Origin of the sequence: Micromonospora sp. NPDC048842 (genome assembly GCF_040649935.1) — a bacterium.
GTDB classification, from domain to species: domain Bacteria; phylum Actinomycetota; class Actinomycetes; order Mycobacteriales; family Micromonosporaceae; genus Micromonospora; species Micromonospora hortensis.
This window is the reverse complement of the sequence record NZ_JBEZGK010000004.1, coordinates 331,738-350,046: the sequence shown is the minus strand read 5'-3', so window position 1 is coordinate 350,046 and position 18,309 is coordinate 331,738. Positions and strand designations below refer to the sequence as shown.

Here is an 18,309-nt window from a genome sequence, read left to right as displayed (position 1 = left end):
AGTTAGCGTCGGAACAGCCGAAGCTCTGGACAGGCGATCCGACCGCTCTTACTGTGTCGGACACAACACATCGACATTGCGTCGATGTGAACGCTGCCAAAGAAGAGGGGGCTCCGGGTGCGCACCGTCGACCCCCTACACGTGCGCCTGTTGCGGCTGCTCCGCGACGAGGGCGCAGTGTCCCGGGCGGAGCTGGGCGACCGGCTCCAGATGCCGCGTCCGCGCATGCTGGCCGAGCTGGATCGCCTGGTGACGCTGGGCTATGTGGCCGAGGCCGGGCTCGCCGCATCCCGAGGTGGGCGTCGCTCGACTCTCGTCGAGCTGAACCCGAAGCTGCGCTTCGCCGCCGTCGACCTCGGTGCCAGTTCGATGGACGTCGAGGTGGTCAACGGCCGCCTCGAACCGGTGGCCCACTACGCCGAGACTGCCGACATCCGCAACGGCCCGAAGGTGACCCTGCAACGGGTCAACGAACTTCTGCACAAGGCCCGGGTCGACGGCGCGTACGAGCGACTGGACGCGGTCGGCATCGGCGTACCCGGCCCGGTCAGCTTCCGCGACGGCACGCCGGTCTCACCACCGATCATGCCGGGCTGGGACCGGTTCCCGGTGCGTGAGCTGCTCAGCCGGGAGCACGGCTGCCCGGCGGTGGTCGACAACGACGTCAACATCATGGCGATCGGCGAGCGGCACGGTGGGGTCGCCCACTCGGTGGACGACTTCCTCTTCGTGAAGATCGGCACCGGCATCGGGTGCGGCATCTACCTCACCGGCGAGGTCTACCGAGGCACCGACGGCTGTGCCGGCGACATCGGCCACATCCAGGTCGACTCGCACGGTCCGATGTGCTCCTGCGGCAACGTCGGTTGCCTGGAGGCGCTGTTCAGCGGCGCCGCGCTGGCCAAGGACGCCGCGGCCGCCGCCCGCAGTGGGACGTCGCCGGCGCTGGCCGAACGGCTGGCGCTGCGCGGTGTCGTCACTGCGCTGGACGTCGCCGAGGGCGCTGTCGAGGGCGACGTGACCTGCATCCAGTTGATCCGGGACGGCGGACGGCGCGTCGGCGGAGTGCTCGCCGGCCTGGTCAGCTTCACCAACCCTTCCATGATCGTGATCGGCGGAGGGCTGGCCCAGCTGGGCCACATCCTGCTCGCCGAGATCCGCAGTGTGGTCTACCGCCGGTCACTGCCGCTGGCGACCGGCAACCTTCCCGTCGTCCTGTCCGAGCTGGGCGGCCGCGCCGGTGTCACCGGCGCGGCGGTCCTCGCGAGCGACGTCGCCTTCGGGGAAGCCGCATGAAGCTGTTCGAGATTCCGTCGTGAGCGAGGAGGAGACTGTGGCTCTGCCCGAGGATGACCCCGCCACCGCGTCGGCCGAGGCCGTCGCCGAGGCGCCGCTGGTCGAGGCTCCCGCCGACACCGTCGCGGGCGAGGTGGTCCTGCGCCTCACCGATCTGGTGAAGACCTTCCCCGGCGTACGCGCGCTCGACGGCGTGCAGCTGGAGGTGCGTGCCGGCGAGGTGCACTGCCTGCTCGGGCAGAACGGCGCCGGCAAGTCCACCCTCATCAAGGTGCTCGCCGGGGTGCACCAACCGGATTCCGGGCAGGTGGAGTGGCGCGGTGAGCCGGCCACGTTCGCCAACCCGCAGGCCGCCATGAAGGCGGGCATCGCCACGATCTACCAGGAGCTCGACCTCGTCGAGGATCTGTCGGTGGCGGAGAACGCGTTCCTCGGGCACGAGTACCGCAACTTCGGTTTCGTCCGGCGCGGCCGGATGGCCCGGCACACCCGGCAGATCCTCGGCCGGCTCGGCCACGGTGAGATTCCGCCGGGGCGGATGGTCCGGTCCCTGCCGGCGGCCGGCAAGCAGATCGTCAGCATGGCGCGGGCGCTGTCGCACGAGGCCCGACTGATCATCATGGACGAGCCGAGCGCGGTGCTGGCCCACGACGAGGTCGGCAACCTGTTCCGGATCATCCGAGAGCTGACCGCGCAGGGCATCGCCGTCATCTACATCTCCCACCGCTTGGAGGAGATCCGCGAGATCGGCGACCGGGTCACCGTCCTCAAGGACGGCCGGACCACGGCGGCAAACCTGCCGGCGCGTGACACCCCGACCCGCGACCTGGTGAGCCGGATGACCGGCCGCACCATCGAGTACGTCTTTCCGGACCGGCCGACCGACGACTCAGCGGGTGCCAACCTGCTCCAGGTGCAGGGGTTGACCCGCACTGGCGAGTTCGCCGACGTGTCGCTGAATGTGCGTGCCGGGGAGATCGTGGGCATCGCGGGGCTGGTCGGCTCCGGTCGCTCCGAGCTGCTGGAGACGATCTACGGTGCCCGCCTCCCGGAGGCCGGCACTGTGCAGATGGACGGGAAGGTCCTCCGGCCCGGCGTCGGCGCGGCGGTTCGCGCCGGCATGGGAATGGCCCCGGAGGAGCGCAAGAGCCAGGCGTTGCTGCTCGGCGAGCCGATCTACCGCAACGTCACGCTGGCCACCTTCGGCCGGTACGCGCGGCTCGGTTTCACCAACGCCGCCAAGGAACGCGCCGAGGCGGACCGGATCGCGGAGACCCTGGAGCTGCGGCCCCGGGACGTGGACCGGCCGGTGCGCACGCTGTCCGGCGGCAACCAGCAGAAGGTGGTGGTCGGGCGTTGGCTGCTCGGCGGCACCAAGTTGCTGCTTCTCGACGAGCCGACCCGAGGCGTGGACGTGGGCGCCCGGGCCGAGCTCTACCAGGTCATCCGGGCATTGGCCGCTCAGGGCGTGGGGGTGCTGCTGGTCTCCAGCGAGGTGCCCGAGGTGCTGGGTCTTGCCGACCGGGTGCTGGTGATGCGGGAAGGGCGGGTCGTCCGCGAAGCCGCGGCCGGCGAACTCGACGAGAACACTGTGCTTGACCTCGTGATGGCGGGGTCCTTGATGGAAGGCGCACCGGCATGAGCGACGCGACTCCCACTCCCACCGCGACACCGGAGCGCCCGCAGCTTCCGGCGCAGTCGCCGCCGGTGGACCCGGCGGAGACGGCGGTGGCCAATAACAAGGCAGGATCCGGGGGCAAGCTCTCCTGGTGGCGCGGTGACGGTGGCGACGGCGCCAAGCGCAACCTCGGTCTGATCGGGGTGCTCGCCGCGCTCATCGTGGTCGGCGCGGTCACCAAGCCCGACCTGTACGGCGACCCGAACTGGGTCTGGAACAACGTCCTGGCCATTCTCCAGTTGGCCTCGGTCGTCGGCGTGGTCACTGTCGGGATGACCTTCGTGATCATCGGTGGTGGCATCGACCTGTCGGTCGGCGCGATCGTCGCGCTGGCCGGGGTCTGGTGCACCACCGTGGCCACCCAGAGCTACGGCGCCGGCGGCATGATCTTCGCCGCCCTCGCGGTCGGCGTCTGCGTCGGCCTCGTCAACGGTGTGCTCATCTCGTACGGGCGGCTGGTCCCCTTCATCGCGACGCTCGCGATGCTGGTGGCCGCGCGAGGGCTCGCGGCGTCGATCTCCAACAAGCAGACCCAGGTGTCGAGCAGCACCTTCATCAACGACATCGCCGCGCGCAAGGTGATCGGGATCCCGATCCTGGTCTACATCCTCGGCGCTGTCGTGCTGGCCGGTTGGGTAGTGCTCAACCGCACGACCTTCGGCCGGCGGACCATCGCCGTCGGTGGCAACCCGGAGGCGGCCCGGCTGGCGGGCATCAACGTCCGGCGACACACCATGCTGCTCTACGCGCTCTCCGGTCTTTGCTGCGGTATCGCCGCCATCATGCTCACCTCGCAGGCGACCTCGGCGCAGGCGGCGATGGCCAACCTGTACGAGTTGGACGCGATCGCCGCGGCGATCATCGGCGGGACGCTGCTCAGCGGCGGCCGGGGCACGATCGTCGGCTCGCTGCTCGGCGTCATCATCTTCGCCACCATCACGAACCTCTTCGCCATCAACGGCCTCTCCATCGAGGCGCAGAACATGGTCAAGGGCGGCATCATCGTCGCCGCCGTCCTGGTCCAGCAGTTCCAGTTCAAGTCAGTCACTCGGCTCCTCGCGCGGAACAGGGTCACCACCGCAACCTGACGCACCGCACCGTTGTCCTGGCGACGTCGAGAACGTTCGACGCTGGCCGGGCCTCGCACACCCTCAATAAGTCAAATCCCGCTCCCAGGAGGTCATTCATGACCCAGCACAGTCGCGACCTGTCGCGCCGCCGGTTGCTCTTCGGTGGAGCCGCAGTGGGCGCTGCCACCCTTCTCACTGCCTGCACCAGCAACGAGACCCCGGCCGCCAGCACCCAGACCAAGGCCGCCGGAAACACCGAAGGCAACAACGCCCCGGGCAAGAAGGTCGTCATCGGCTTCTCCGCCCCGGCCGCCGACCACGGCTGGATGGGCGCGATCCACGCCAACGCCAAGGCCCAGGCCGCTGCCTACTCGGACGTGGAGTTCAAGGAGGTCGACGGCGGGTCGAACTCCGAGGCCCAGCGCTCCACGCTCGGCACGCTGGTCGCCCAGAAGCCGGACATCATCGTCGTGCTGCCGCACGACGGCAAGGAGGTCAACGCCGTTGCCCTCCAGGCGATGCAGGCGGGCATCCCGATCGTGAACCTCGACCGGGCGTTCCCCGACGCGCTGGCCTCGCGGCTGGTCATCAAGGGCGACAACTACGGCATGGGTGTCTCGGCCGGGCACTACATCGGCAAGATGCTCAAGGACAAGGGCGTCGCCAACCCGGTCATCGGTGAGATCGCCGGTCTGGAGATCCCGCTGACCGTCGAGCGCAGCGAGGGCTTCAAGGCCGCCCTGGCGACCTACGGGTTCACCGTGCGGAACCGTCGTTCGGCCGAGTTCACCTCGGACAGCGGTCAGCGTGAGGCGTCCCAGCTGCTCCAGGCGCTGCCGAAGATCGACGCCATCTGGAACCACGACGACGACCAGGGCATCGGTGTGCTCGCGGCCATCAAGCAGGCCAACCGGTCGGAGTTCTTCATGGTCGGCGGCGCGGGCTCCAAGCTCGCGATCGACGCCATCAAGGCCGACAACACCGTGCTGAAGGCCACTGTCACCTACAACCCGTCGATGGCCTCCTCGGCGGTCTCGCTCGCGCGGCTCATCGCGCAGGGTCGTGGCCTGGGCGACCTGACGGAGCTGCAGGTGCCCAAGGAAGTGACCCTGGCCTCGGAGACGATCACCAAGGAGAACGCGAGCAGCTACGACAAGCTCGGGTTCTGACATACCGGGGGGAGACCCACCTTGTCCACGACAGACAAAGAACTGCGGGTCGGCATGGTCGGCTACGCGTTCATGGGCGCCGCGCACTCACAGGCGTGGCGCACCGTGAACCGCGTCTTCGACCTGCCGGCGCGGGCCCGGATGGCGTTGATCTGCGGCCGAGACACAGCGAAGGTGGCTGACGCCGCCGACACACTCGGCTGGGACGCGTACACCACCGACTGGCGTGACCTGATCAACCGGGACGACATCGACGTTGTCGACATCTGCACCCCGGGTGACAGTCACGCCGAGATCGCTCTCGCCGCGTTGGCCGCAGGCAAGCACGTTCTGTGCGAGAAGCCGTTGGCCAACTCGGTGGAGGAGGCACGGGCGATGACCGCTGCGGCGGACGTCGCCCGGGCCGCCGGAGTGCGGTCGATGTGCGGGTTCAACTACCGCCGGGTCCCCGCGGTCACGATGATGCGCCAGTTGGTCGCCGACGGACGGCTCGGGGTGATTCGACACGTCCGTGCGACGTACCTGCAGGACTGGATCGTGGACCCGCAGTTCCCGCTGGTCTGGCGGTTGCAGAAGGACAGGGCGGGCTCCGGCGCGCTCGGTGACATCGGCGCGCACATCATCGACCTGACCCAGTTCGTCACGGGTCAGCGGATCAGCGGCGTCAGCGCGGTCACCGAGACCTTCGTCAAGGAGCGGCCGTTGCCGGCCGAGTCGAGCGGTCTGGCGGCCTCGGTGGACGGCCACACGGCGCCCACCGGGACTGTCACTGTCGACGACGCCGCGGTCTTCGTGGCGCGGCTCGACGGTGGCGCCCTGGCCACGTACGAGGCGAGTCGGTTCGCGACCGGCCGTAAGAACGCGCTGCGCGTCGAGATCAACGGCTCGCTGGGCAGTGTGGTCTTCGACCTGGAGCGCCTCAACGAGCTGGAGTTCTACGACGCGACCCGCCCGGCCGTGGAGCAGGGCTTCAGCCGCATCCTGGTGACCGAGGGCGAGCACCCGTACATGTCGGCGTGGTGGCCCCCGGGCCACATCATCGGCTACGAGCACTCGTTCACGCACGAGATGCGCGATTTCATCGAGGCGGTCGCCACCGGTGTCGACCCGACTCCCTCCTTCGCCGACGCGTTGCAGGTCCAGCTGGTGCTGGACGCGGTGGCCCGCTCGGCGGAGCTCGGCTCCTCCTGGGCCGAGGTGGAACCGACGCTGACAGCGGCGGCCGTCTGACCATTGACCATCCGCGACGGCGGTGATCGCACCGCCGTCGCCCGACCGGCTTTCCGAAGCCGACCGGCGAGGGACCAGCCACGGATTGCGCCCCGTGGCCGGGACAGAGGTCGGCGTCGGAGAGCGTGCAGCCGGGCCCTACGGCCCGGTGGCGCACGAGCAGGACGGTCGTCCGGTGCGACCGGACCGGGATTCCCCGGCCGCACCGGAGGACCGCCACCACCGGGAAAGTTCCGGAGCACCTGATAGCACCGCCCGTCGCGGCGGCCTGAGACGCCCGGCCGGGGCATGCCAATGCCCCGACCGGCCGGATGCGGGGGAGGCAGGGTCGAGACGCCGACCCGACCCTGCCTACCAGCCCCGTCTGCTCGCACCTGCCGGGATCCGGTCCGGCGTCGTCGCCGCCGACGCCGACGTCGGAAGCCGGTGCTGTTCCGGTGCGGGGCGAGCGGACGGGGCCCATCCACCCGGCCCGAAACTTTCCGAAACCTGGCCGTATCTTTCCGAAACATATTCTGATATTCCTATATTTAGCGGTACCGACGGTTCCTCGTGATTGGGGAAGGAGCACCATGCGAACAGGTGTCTGGCTGGTAGGAGCGCGAGGTTCCGTCGCGACCACCAGCATCGTCGGGGGGCTCGCGCTGCGGGCCGGCCTGGCCGGGCCGACCGGCTGCGTCACCGAGCTTCCCGAGCTGCGCGGCCCAGCCCTGCCGGCCTTCGCCGATCTGGTCTTCGGCGGACACGACCTGGCCACCACTCCGCTGTGCAAGCGCGCCGAGGCCCTCGCTGACGCCGGTGTCATCCCCTGGCGACTGGTCGCCGCGCTCCGCGACGAACTGGGCGTGGTCGAGCAGGAGCTGCGCCCCGCGCCGGTCGGCGACACCCAGGCCGACCGGGCCGAGGCCGTGGTCCGCGACCTGACCAGCTTCCGCGAGCGGCACGAGCTGGACCGGGTGGTCGTGGTCAACGTCTCCGCCACCGAGCCGGCCCCTGAACAGCACCCCGCGCACGCCGACCCGGCCGCGCTACGCGCCGCCCTCGACGGTTCGGACGAGGTGCTGCCGGTCAGCTCCCTCTACGCGTACGCCGCAGTGCTCGCCGGCTGCCCGTACGTCGACTTCACCCCGTCCACCGGGCTGCGGCTGCCGGCGCTGGCCGCGCTGGCCGAGGAGGCCCGACTGCCGTACGCCGGGCACGACGGCAAGACCGGGGAAACCCTGGTCAAGTCGGTGCTCGCGCCGATGTTCGCGATGCGCAACCTGGCCGTGGGCTCCTGGTCCGGGGTCAACCTGCTCGGCGGTGGCGACGGCGCCACCCTCGCCGACCCGGCCGCGAACGCGGCCAAGGTGCAGAGCAAGCAGCGGGTGCTCGGCGAGACGCTGGGCTACGTCCCGCAGGGCGGCACCCGCATCGAGTACGTCGAGGAGCTGGGCGACTTCAAGACCGCCTGGGATCTGATCACCTTCAGCGGATTCCTCGGCACCGGCATGCGGATGGAGTTCACCTGGCACGGCTGTGACTCGGCACTGGCCGCGCCGCTGGTCCTCGACCTGGCCCGACTCACCGCCGCCGCACACGCCGCCGGGCAGGTGGGGCCGCTGGCCGACCTGGGCTTCTTCTTCAAGGACCCGCTGGGCACGCCCACCCACTCGCTGGGCGAGCAGTGGGCCCGGCTGACCGCCTTCACCCGGCAACTGAACGACGGCGAACGGTGACCATGACAACGTTGGCTGATCTGGCCGAGTTGGTCCGGGCGCCGGCCGCGCTCTCGGTGCCCGGTGACGTGATCGCCGGGGCCGCGGCGGCCGGCGCGCTGAGCCCGCGTACCCCCGCCCTGGCCGGCGCTTCGGTGCTGCTCTACTGGGCCGGCATGGCCGCCAACGACTGGGCCGACCGGCGTCTGGACGCCGAGGAGCGGCCCGAGCGGCCGATCCCGAGCGGGAGGATCACCCCGGCCGCCGCTGTCGGTCTCGCGGCGGGCCTCACGGCCGCTGGCGTGGGCCTGGCCGCCGCCGCGGGCGGTCGCCGCGCCGTCGCGCTGGCCGTGCCGCTGGCCGCCACCATCTGGGGGTACGACCTGCTGGCCAAGAACACCGCGGCCGGCCCGGCCGTGATGGCCGCCTGCCGAGGGTTGGACGTGCTGCTCGGCGCGTCCGGCGGCCGGATGACCCGGGCGTTGCCGGCGGCGGCCACCGTCGCCGCGCACACCTGGACGGTCACCGCGCTGTCCCGCCGGGAGGTCACCGGCGCCGACGCCACCCTGCCGATGCGGACCCTCGCTGGCACCGCGTTGGTCGCCGTCAGTGCCGCCGTCGCCGTGCCGGGCGCCCGACGCGCGGCCCTCCGCACGACGAACCAGGCCGGGGCCACCGACCGGGCCGACACCGTCGACGAGACCGGTGCGCGCGCGGGTCGCAGCCGGTCGGCCACCATCGCGGCGGTGCTGCCCGCAGTGCTGGCCGGCTGGTACGCCGCCCGGTACGGCGCGGCCCAGGCCGAGGTCGTCCGGGACCCGTCGGCCGGGCGGGTCCGCGCTGCCGTCGGCGCCGGGATCACCGGGTTGCCGGCCCTCCAGGGCGCTCTCACCGCACGTGGTGGAGCGGGTCTGCTCGGGGTGGCCGTCGCGGCGGCCGCGCCGCTGGGTCGACGGCTGGCCCGGAAGGTCTCCCCGACATGAACGTCCCCGAGCCCCGGCCCGGTGCGTCGGCCGCCGACGCCACCACGCTGCGCCTCGGGTACGGCACGAACGGCTTCGCCAACCACCGCCTCGACGACGCGCTCGCCGTCATCGCCGACCTCGGCTACGACGGGGTGGCGCTCACCCTGGACCACGACCACCTGGACCCGTTCGCGCCCGGGCTCACCCGCCGGGTCGCCGCGGTCGGCCGACGGTTGGAGTCGCTGGGCCTGGGGGTGGTCATCGAGACCGGTGCCCGCTACCTGCTCGACCCGTGGCAGAAGCACGCCCCGACGTTGCTGCACGACGACCCGACCCGGCGGATCGAGTTCCTGCGCCGGGCCGTGCGGATCGGCGCCGACCTGGGCGCGGAGGCGGTCTCGTTCTGGGCGGGTGTCCGACCCGAGGCGGTGTCACAGCAGTGCGCCTGGGACCGGCTGGTGGCTGGCTGCGCCACAGTGGTCGACGCGGCCGACACCGCCGGCGTCACAGTCGGCTTCGAACCGGAGCCGGGCATGCTGGTGCAGGACATCGCGGACTGGCGTCGGCTGCACGCCGCTCTCGACAACCCGGCCTGCTTCGGCATCACCCTCGACATTGGCCACTGCCGGTGCCTGGAGCCCTGGCCGGTGCCGCAGTGCGTCGCCGAGGTGGCCGACCACCTGGTCAACGTGCAGATCGACGACATGCGCCGAGGCGTGCACGAGCACCTGGAGTTCGGCGTCGGCGAGATCGACTTCCCGCCGGTGCTGGCCGCGCTGCGCGACGCCGGCTACCGCGGCCTGGTCGCCGTCGAGTTGCCCCGCGACTCGCACGCCGCACCCGCCGTGGCCGCCCGGTCGATCGAGTTCCTGCGTGCCGCCGCACTGGCCGGCCGCACGAAGGACGAACTGCCCGCAGACATTCCTGGGGTGCCTGCGTAGCAACAAGGGGAGGAGACGGGATGACACCGGATTCACTACGGGCCGCGCTGGGAGGCGTACCCGATCCGGATTGGCTGGACACGGCCCTGCGCCGGGTCAGCACCGAGCCCACCGCGATCACCAGGCTCTTTCCCGCCGCCGGCCGACGCTGCGGACGGGCCGCGCTGCCCGACGCCCCCGGCTGGACCGCCGACGACGCGGCCCGGGTGCTGCTGCTCACCAGCCTGCCCGGCGAGCACGCGGCGTACGCCGAGCGCCTCTACCAGCACGGTGACGCGGCCGAGCGACGAGCCGTGCTGCGTGCCCTGCCACTGCTGCCGATCGGCGCCGACGGGGTTCCGTTGCTGCACGACGCGATCCGGACCAACGACACCCGGCTGGTCGCCGCCGCGCTCGGCCCGTACGCCCGGCACCTCGACCAGGCCGCCTGGCGGCAGGCGGTGCTCAAGTGCGTCTTCAGTGGCGTCCCCCTGGCGACCGTGGCCGACCTGGACACCCGGGCCGACGGCGAGCTGACCGCGATGCTGGCCGCGCTGGCCGCCGAACGGCACGCCGCCGGCCGGGAGCTGCCCGCCGACGCCAACGACCTGCTCCACCGGCTCACCGCCGCACTGCCCCAGGAGGCGTGAATGCGCATCTTCGACCCCCACATCCACATGACCTCGCGCACCACCGACGACTACGAACGGATGGCAGCCGCCGGAGTGCGCGCGGTGGTGGAGCCGGCGTTCTGGCTGGGCCAGCCGCGCACCAGCGCCGCCTCGTTCACCGACTACTTCGACTCGTTGATCGGCTGGGAGCCGTTCCGGGCCGGGCAGTTCGGGGTGCGCCACTTCGCCACCATTGCCCTGAACCCCAAGGAGGCCAACGACCCGCGCTGCCGGCCGGTCCTCGACCTGCTGCCCCGCTACCTGGACAAGGACGCGGTGGTGGCGGTCGGCGAGATCGGGTACGACTCGATGACGCCCGAGGAGGACGAGGCGTTCGCGGCGCAGCTCGCCCTCGCTGTGGCGTACGACCTGCCGGCGCTGGTGCACACCCCGCACCGGGACAAGGCGCGCGGCTGCGAGCGGACCCTCGCCGTGGTCGCCGAGTCCGGCATCGACGCGGGTCGGGTGGTCGTCGACCACCTCAACGAGGTGACGGTGAAGCTGGTCCGCGACAGCGGCTGCTGGCTGGGTTTCTCCATCTACCCGGACACCAAGATGACCCCGCAGCGGATGGTGGAGTTGCTGCGGGAGTACGGCACGGATCGGATGCTGGTCAACTCGGCAGCCGACTGGGGGCGCTCCGACCCGCTGCTGACCCGAGCCACCGGCGAGGCGATGCTCGCTGCCGGCTTCAGCGACGACGACGTCGACAAGGTGCTGTGGCGAAACCCGGTGGAGTTCTACGGGCAGTCGGGGCGGCTCGACCTCAGCGACCTGGAGGCAGCCGCCGCCGTGGACCCGCAGACCGGCAACTCGATCCTGCGCGGCGGTAGCTGATGCGGCTGCGACATGCCGGCGGTGAGACCGTCCACCTGAGCTACTGCACGAACGTGCACCCGGCCGAGGACCTGGCCGGCATCCTCGGTCAACTGGACACCTACGCGGTGCCGGTCCGCGAGACGCTCGGCAGCGATCTGCTCGGGCTCGGCCTGTGGCTGGCCGCCCCGGTCGCCGCCGAGCTGGCCGCCGACCCGACGCTACGCCGCCGGTTGCGCAGCGAGCTGGACGCGCGCGGCCTGGAGGTGGTCACCCTCAACGGCTTCCCGTACGCGGCCTTCCAGGCCCCGGTGGTGAAGCAGGACGTGTACCACCCGGACTGGACCACCGAGCAGCGCCTGACCTACACCCTCAACCTGGCCCGGGTGCTCGCCGACCTGCTGCCCGACGACGCCGCCCGAGGTTCGATCTCCACGCTGCCGCTGGCCTGGCGTTCACCGTGGGACACCGACCGGGCCGACGCGGCGCGGCGCCGGCTGGACCAGCTCGCCGCCGGCCTGGCCGACGTGCAGCGGGACACCGGCCGTGAGGTGCGCGTCGCCTTCGAGCCGGAGCCCGGCTGTGTGGTGGAGAGCACGGGTCAGGCAGCCGCGTTGCTGTCCGGAATGGACACCGAACGGCTGGGTGTCTGCGTCGACCTCGCCCACCTGGCCTGCGCCTGGGAGGAGCCGGCCGAGGCGCTGCACCGACTGCGGGCGGCCGGACTGCCGGTGGTGAAGGTGCAGGTCTCCGCCGCCGTCGAAGCCGCCGACCCGGAGGGCGGGGCCGAGGCGTTGCGCCGTTGGGTGGAGCCGCGCTTCCTGCACCAGACCCGGGGCGCCGGTTGCGCCGGTCTGGCCGACCCGGCCGACCCGGCGTACGCGGCCGACGACCTGGACGAGGCGCTGGACCGGGCGCTGCCCGGGCCGTGGCGGGTGCATTACCACGTGCCTTTGCACGCACCACCCGAGGAGCCGCTCGGCTCGACCCTGCCGGTGCTTCGCGCGGCCCTGAGAGCGCTCTTCGACGGCCCGACGGCCGGCTGCGACCACCTCGACGTCGAGACGTACACCTGGGGGGTGCTGCCGGCCGCCCGACGGCCCGGCACCGACGCGGAGCTGGCCGCCGGCATCGCCGCGGAGCTGGCGTTCGCCCGGGACGAACTGGTCGGCCTCGGCCTGACCGCAGAGCGAACCGTGAGTATGGGAGTGACGCGATGAGCCGGCGACTGGTGGTCCTCGACGTGGTGGGGTTGACGCCCCGACTACTGGCCCACATGCCTCGACTGCGGGGAGTCGCCGACGGCGGCTTCCGGGCCGAGCTGGGCACGGTGCTGCCCGCCGTCACCTGCTCGGTGCAGTCCACCTTCCTCACCGGCGAGCAGCCCAGCGGGCACGGGATCGTCGGCAACGGGTGGTATTTCCGCGAGCTGGGCGAGGTGCTGCTGTGGCGGCAGCACAACGCGCTGGTCGGCGGGGACAAGCTCTGGCAGGCCGCCCGCCGGGCCGAACCGGGCTACACGGTGGCCAACGTCTGCTGGTGGTACGCCATGGGCGCCGACGTCAACTGGACGGTGACACCCCGCCCGGTCTACTACGCCGACGGTCGTAAGGAGCCGGACTGCTACACCGACCCGCCGGAGCTGCACGACGCGCTCACCGGGCGGCTGGGCACCTTCCCGCTCTTCACCTACTGGGGGCCGACCGCCGGGTTGCCGTCGTCGCGGTGGATCTGCCAGGCGGCCGAGCAGATCCTCGCCGACGTGTCACCCGACCTGACCCTTGTCTACGTTCCGCACCTGGACTACGACCTGCAACGCTTCGGTCCCTCGTCGGCCCAGGCCGCCGCGGCGGCAGCCGAGCTGGACGCGGTGCTCGGCCCCCTTCTGGACGCCGCCCGGGCCCGGGACGCCACAGTGGTGGTGCTGTCGGAGTACGGCATCACCGACGTGTCCCGGCCGGTGGACGTCAACAGGTTGCTGCGCGCCGAGGGCCTCTTGCGGGTGCACACCCAGGCGGGCATGGAGTACCTCGACCCGTGGACGTCGAAGGCGTTCGCTGTCGCCGATCACCAGATCGCGCACGTCTACGTCAAGGATCCGGCCGACGTGCCCGCGGTGGCGAAGCTCTGCGCCGGCCTGCCCGGGGTGGCCGAGGTGCTCGACGCCGAGGGCAAGGCCGCACACGGACTGGACCATCCGCGCGCCGGTGAGCTGGTGCTGGTGGCCGAGCCGGACGCCTGGTTCACCTACTACTACTGGCTGGACGACGCCCAGGCACCGGACTTCGCCCGGCTGGTGGAAATTCACCGGAAGCCGGGCTACGACCCGGCGGAGCTGTTCTTCGACCCGGCGAACCCCGGTGCCGCGAAGGCTCGGGCCGGGGTCGCGCTGGCCCGCAAGAAGCTCGGCATGCGGTACCTGATGAGCGCTGTCGGCCTCGATGCCGGCGCGCGGGCGGTACGGGGCTCGCACGGGCGACTGCCGGACGATCCGGCGGACGGCCCGGTGCTGCTCTGCTCCGACCCGACAGCGGCCCGGGACAAGATCGCGGCGACCGAGGTCAAGGCGCTGCTGCTGGAACTGGCCGGGCTGAGCCCCGGCGGTGCCGGCGGGTCGGGGGAGGGTTCATGACGGTCACCGTCGCGCCCACCGACGCCAGCGAGCTGCGGGCGCGTTTCGACGCCGAGTTGGCCGGGTTTCTCAGCCGGCAGGGCCCGGACTGGCCGGACGGAGCGCCGCGCGGCGTGTTCACCGCGCTGCAACGGTTCGTGCTGGCCGGTGGCAAACGGCTACGACCGCTGTTCTGCTACTGGGGTTGGCGCGGCGCGGGGGCGGCCGACGGCACCCCGATCGTGGTGGCGGCGGCGGCCCTGGAGCTGTTCCACGCGTTCGCGCTGATCCACGACGACATCCTGGACGGCAGCGACCGCCGTCGGGGTGAGCCGTCGGTGCACCGGCTCTTCGCCGACCTGCACGCCCGCTCCTCGTGGCGCGGTGACCCTGAGGCGTACGGCCGAAACACGGCGTTGCTCTGCGGGGACCTCTGCGCGGCCTGGTCGGATCAGATGTTCCACGAGTGCGGGCTGAGCACCGAGCAGGTGCACCGGGGCTACGGCGTGTTCGCGCTGATGCGTACCGAGGTGATCGCGGGGGAGTACCTGGACCTGGTCTCGGGTGTGGGTGACGGCTCGGTGGCCAGCGCGCTCACGGTGATCCGGATGAAGGCTGCCCGGTACACGGTCACCCGGCCGTTGCAGATCGGTGCGGCCCTGGCCGGCGCGGGGCCGGAGCTGATCGCCGCGTTGGGCGAGTTCGGTGACCCGCTGGGTGACGCGTTCCAGCTCCGCGACGACGTCCTGGGCGTGTTCGGTGACCCGGCGGTGACCGGGAAGTCGGTCCTGGACGACCTACGTGAGGGCAAGCCCACTGTCATGATGGCGCTGGCCCGCAGCGCCGCCGACCGGCCGCAGACCATCCGGCTGCGGGAGCTGTTCGGCAACCCGGCGTTGGACGCCGAGGGCGCGGCGGAGCTGCGCGACATCATCGAGGCGACCGGCGCGCGGGAGCGGATCGAGCAGATGATCCGGGTCCGGACCGAGGCCGCGCTCTCCGCCCTGCAGAACGCCATGGTGGCCGACGAGGCCCGCGCGGCCCTGGTTGCGCTGGCCGGGCAGGCGATCGACCGACGCGCCTGACCGGCGACTTTCGATCAAATCGACAAAAGTTGATGCTGAACCGCCGGAAGGTATGGACACATCGACACGTGCGACTTAGTGTCGTGACCAACACGACAATGTTTCGTCGAGGTGAACCGGCGGCGCGGTAACCCATCGACCCCCCCACCACCGCTACGGCATCCGGCGCGACGGCGCGCGCCCGGCCTGGCAGTCACACGTCAGGAAGGGACAGCACAAATGTCCATGAAGGACGCTCCGAGACAACGGTCCCGACGATGGTTCTCCGCCGGATCCGCGCTGCTGCTGGCGGTCGCCGCCGGCACTGTCACCTTCGCCGCCGGCTCGGCCCCCGCCCAGGCACACACGATCGTCGCCAGCGACTTTCAGCAGGTCGAGCTGGCTCGCGGCGTGACCGACATGGGTGAGCCGATGTCGCTGGCGGTGCTCCCGGACCGCTCGGTCCTGCACACCGCCCGCAACGGCACCCTGCGCCGCACCGACGCCAACGGCACCACCTCCGTGATCGGCACCCTGTCGGTCTACCAGCACGACGAGGAGGGGTTGCAGGGCGTCGGGATCGACCCGGGCTTCGCCAGCAACCGCTACATCTACCTCTACTACGCGCCGCCGCTCTCCACCCCCGGCGGCGACGCGCCGGCCACCGGCACCGACTTCTCGGCCTGGAACGGCGTCAACCGGCTCTCCCGGTTCACCCTCAACTCGGACTTCACGCTCAACCAGTCCAGCAAGGTCGACGTGCTCGACGTCCCGGCCAGCCGGGGTGTGTGCTGCCACGTCGGTGGAGACATCGACTTCGACGCCGCCGGCAACCTCTACCTGTCCACCGGCGACGACACCAACCCGTTCGAGTCCTCCGGCTACTCGCCGCTGGACGAGCGGACCAACCGCAACCCCGCGTACGACGCGCAGCGCAGCGCCGGCAACACCAACGACCTGCGTGGCAAGATCCTGCGGATCAAGGTGAACGCCAACGGCACGTACTCCATCCCGTCGGGCAACCTGTTCGCCCCCGGCACGGCCCAGACCCGGCCGGAGATCTACGCGATGGGGTTCCGCAACCCGTTCCGAATCAGCGTGGACAAGGCCACCGGCGTGGTCTACGTCGGTGACTACGGGCCGGACGCCGGCTCCACCAGCTCCACCCGCGGGCCGTCCGGTCAGGTGGAGTTCAACAGGGTCGCGGCACCGGGCAACTACGGCTGGCCGTACTGCACCGGCACCAACACCAGCACCGAGACGTACAACGAGTTCGACTTCGCTACCAGCGCCAGCGGCGCGAAGTACAACTGCACCGGCGGGCCGACAAACAACTCGTTCCGCAACACCGGCCGGACCACCCTGCCGCCGGCCCAGCCGGCCTGGATCCGGTACGCCGGCGACGCCGGTACCCCGACCGAGTTCGGCGGCGGCTCCGAGTCGCCGATGGGCGGCCCGGTCTACCGGTACAACGCCTCGTCGACCTCCACCACCAAGTTCCCGCAGTCGTTCGACGGGCAGTTCTTCGCCACCGAGTTCGGCCGGGGCTGGATCAAGCCGATCCACGTCAACTCCGACGGCTCCCGGGGCACCATCGACACCTTCCCCTGGGTCGGCAAGCAGGTGATGGACTCGGCGTTCGGCCCGGACGGCGCGTACTACGTGCTCGACTACGGCACCGGCTACTTCAACGGTGACGCCAACTCGGCGCTCTACCGCTTCGACTACGTCGGCGGCGGCAACCGGGCGCCCACCGCGAAGGCCAGCGCCAACCGCACCTCCGGCGCGGCTCCGCTCGCTGTGACGTTCTCCTCGGCCGGCTCGGCCGACCCCGAGGGCGGCGCGTTGACCTACTCGTGGGCGTTCGGTGACGGGACCACCTCGACCGCCGCCAACCCGACGAAGACCTACAGCGCCAACGGCACCTACACCGCCACGCTGACGGTGCGCGACCCGCAGGGCGCCACCGGCAGCAGCAGCGTGCAGATCAGCGTCGGCAACACCGCGCCCACCGTCACGATCAACAACCCGGGCAACGGTCAGCTGTTCGGCTTCGGAGACACGGTGGCATACAGCATCACCGTGACCGACCCGGAGGACGGCACCATCGACTGCACGAAGGTCAAGATGACCTACGTGCTCGGGCACGACCAGCACGGGCACCAGATCACCTCGAAGACCGGCTGCTCGGGCTCGATCACCATCCCGGTCGACGGTGAGCACGACGACGCGGCGAACATCTTCGCGATCTTCGACGCCGAGTACACCGACGCCGGTGGGCTGACCACGCACACCCAGCACACGCTGCCGCCGCGGCACCGCCAGGCCGAGTTCTACGGCACCTCGTCGGGGGTCAACGTGTTCAGCAAGACCCCGGCCGAGGGTGGCAAGACCGTCGGCGACATCAACAACGGTGACTGGATCGCGTTCCAGCCGTACCGGCTGGGCAACGTGACCTCGTTCAACGCCCGGGTCTCCTCGGCGGGCGCCGGTGGCACCCTCCAGGTCCGGGCCGGCTCGGCCACCGGCACCGTGCTCGGCTCGGCCACGGTCCCGGTGACCGGCGGCTGGGAAACCTTCACCACTGTCACCGGGACGATCAGCAACCCGCCGACCGGCACGACCACGCTCTACCTGACCTTCGCCGGGTCGGGCACCGGGGCGCTCTACGACCTGGACGCCTTCACCTTCGTCACCGGGACGCCCCCGGCCGGTGGGGCCGGGGCGATCAAGGGCCTCGGCGGCAAGTGCCTGGACGTGCGCAACGCCGCCACCGCCGACGGCACGCAGATCCAGATCTACACCTGCAACGGCAGTGCCGCGCAGACCTGGGCGGTCACCCCCAACTCCACGATCAAGTCGTTGGGTAAGTGCCTGGACGTGTCGGGCGGCGCCACCGCCGACGGCACCAAGATCCAGCTCTGGACCTGCAACGGGACCGCCGCGCAGAACTGGGCCGCCCAGGCCGACGGCACGCTTCGCAACACGTCGTCGGGCAAGTGCCTCGATGTCTCCGCCAACAGTTCCGCTGACAGCACGGTGGTCCACCTCTGGACCTGCACCGCCGCCGCCAACCAAAAGTGGACCCTGCCCTGAGCTGGCGGGAGGGGCCCTTCGACAGC

General features: G+C 71.2%; 14 protein-coding genes. All 14 read left to right on the top strand.

Annotated elements, in window-relative coordinates; translation table 11 throughout:
* The first annotated feature begins 117 nt into the window (after positions 1 to 117).
* The 14 genes from AB0C19_RS08745 to AB0C19_RS08680 all read left to right on the top strand — a co-directional run bounded on the left by AB0C19_RS08745 (position 118) and on the right by AB0C19_RS08680 (position 18,283).
* On the top strand, positions 118 to 1,296 hold the full coding sequence (locus AB0C19_RS08745; protein WP_357181520.1) for an ROK family protein: 1,179 nt from the start codon (positions 118 to 120) through the stop codon (positions 1,294 to 1,296).
* A gap of 133 nt (positions 1,297 to 1,429) precedes the next feature.
* Positions 1,430 to 2,938, top strand: a complete 1,509-nt coding sequence (locus AB0C19_RS08740) for a sugar ABC transporter ATP-binding protein (RefSeq protein ID WP_357181635.1) — start codon at positions 1,430 to 1,432, stop codon at positions 2,936 to 2,938.
* Positions 2,935 to 4,062: an ABC transporter permease gene (locus AB0C19_RS08735; protein ID WP_357181517.1), complete on the top strand. Its 1,128-nt coding sequence runs from the start codon at positions 2,935 to 2,937 to the stop codon at positions 4,060 to 4,062. Before AB0C19_RS08740 ends, AB0C19_RS08735 begins: the two co-directional genes overlap by 4 nt.
* A gap of 98 nt (positions 4,063 to 4,160) precedes the next feature.
* On the top strand, positions 4,161 to 5,213 hold the full coding sequence (locus AB0C19_RS08730) for a substrate-binding domain-containing protein (RefSeq protein ID WP_357181514.1): 1,053 nt from the start codon (positions 4,161 to 4,163) through the stop codon (positions 5,211 to 5,213).
* Between the two features lie 21 nt (positions 5,214 to 5,234).
* A complete protein-coding gene (locus AB0C19_RS08725; RefSeq protein ID WP_145792442.1) occupies positions 5,235 to 6,443 on the top strand; it encodes a Gfo/Idh/MocA family oxidoreductase in 1,209 nt (402 codons plus the stop codon).
* A gap of 572 nt (positions 6,444 to 7,015) precedes the next feature.
* Positions 7,016 to 8,161 (top strand): inositol-3-phosphate synthase, encoded by a 1,146-nt coding sequence (locus tag AB0C19_RS08720; RefSeq protein ID WP_357181510.1) that lies wholly within the window; start codon positions 7,016 to 7,018, stop codon positions 8,159 to 8,161.
* A 2-nt stretch (positions 8,162 to 8,163) separates the two neighbouring features.
* Positions 8,164 to 9,123, top strand: a complete 960-nt coding sequence (locus AB0C19_RS08715) for an SCO3242 family prenyltransferase (RefSeq protein WP_357181507.1) — start codon at positions 8,164 to 8,166, stop codon at positions 9,121 to 9,123.
* Positions 9,120 to 10,046, top strand: coding sequence for a sugar phosphate isomerase/epimerase family protein (locus AB0C19_RS08710; protein WP_357181503.1), 927 nt, complete (start codon positions 9,120 to 9,122; stop codon positions 10,044 to 10,046). The genes AB0C19_RS08715 and AB0C19_RS08710 overlap by 4 nt, the downstream gene beginning before the upstream one ends.
* 20 nt (positions 10,047 to 10,066) lie before the next feature.
* Positions 10,067 to 10,675, top strand: coding sequence for an EboA domain-containing protein (locus AB0C19_RS08705; protein WP_357181500.1), 609 nt, complete (start codon positions 10,067 to 10,069; stop codon positions 10,673 to 10,675).
* Positions 10,676 to 11,533: a TatD family hydrolase gene (locus AB0C19_RS08700; protein ID WP_357181497.1), complete on the top strand. Its 858-nt coding sequence runs from the start codon at positions 10,676 to 10,678 to the stop codon at positions 11,531 to 11,533.
* On the top strand, positions 11,533 to 12,732 hold the full coding sequence (gene eboE, locus AB0C19_RS08695) for a metabolite traffic protein EboE (protein WP_357181494.1): 1,200 nt from the start codon (positions 11,533 to 11,535) through the stop codon (positions 12,730 to 12,732). The genes AB0C19_RS08700 and eboE overlap by 1 nt, the downstream gene beginning before the upstream one ends.
* Positions 12,729 to 14,144: a nucleotide pyrophosphatase/phosphodiesterase family protein gene (locus tag AB0C19_RS08690; protein WP_210783903.1), complete on the top strand. Its 1,416-nt coding sequence runs from the start codon at positions 12,729 to 12,731 to the stop codon at positions 14,142 to 14,144. The genes eboE and AB0C19_RS08690 overlap by 4 nt, the downstream gene beginning before the upstream one ends.
* Positions 14,141 to 15,208 carry a polyprenyl synthetase family protein gene (locus AB0C19_RS08685; protein ID WP_112675806.1) on the top strand — a complete coding sequence of 356 codons (1,068 nt, stop codon included), beginning with the start codon at positions 14,141 to 14,143 and terminating at the stop codon, positions 15,206 to 15,208. Before AB0C19_RS08690 ends, AB0C19_RS08685 begins: the two co-directional genes overlap by 4 nt.
* A gap of 219 nt (positions 15,209 to 15,427) precedes the next feature.
* Positions 15,428 to 18,283 (top strand): PQQ-dependent sugar dehydrogenase, encoded by a 2,856-nt coding sequence (locus tag AB0C19_RS08680; protein ID WP_357181490.1) that lies wholly within the window; start codon positions 15,428 to 15,430, stop codon positions 18,281 to 18,283.
* The last annotated feature ends 26 nt before the right edge of the window (positions 18,284 to 18,309 follow it).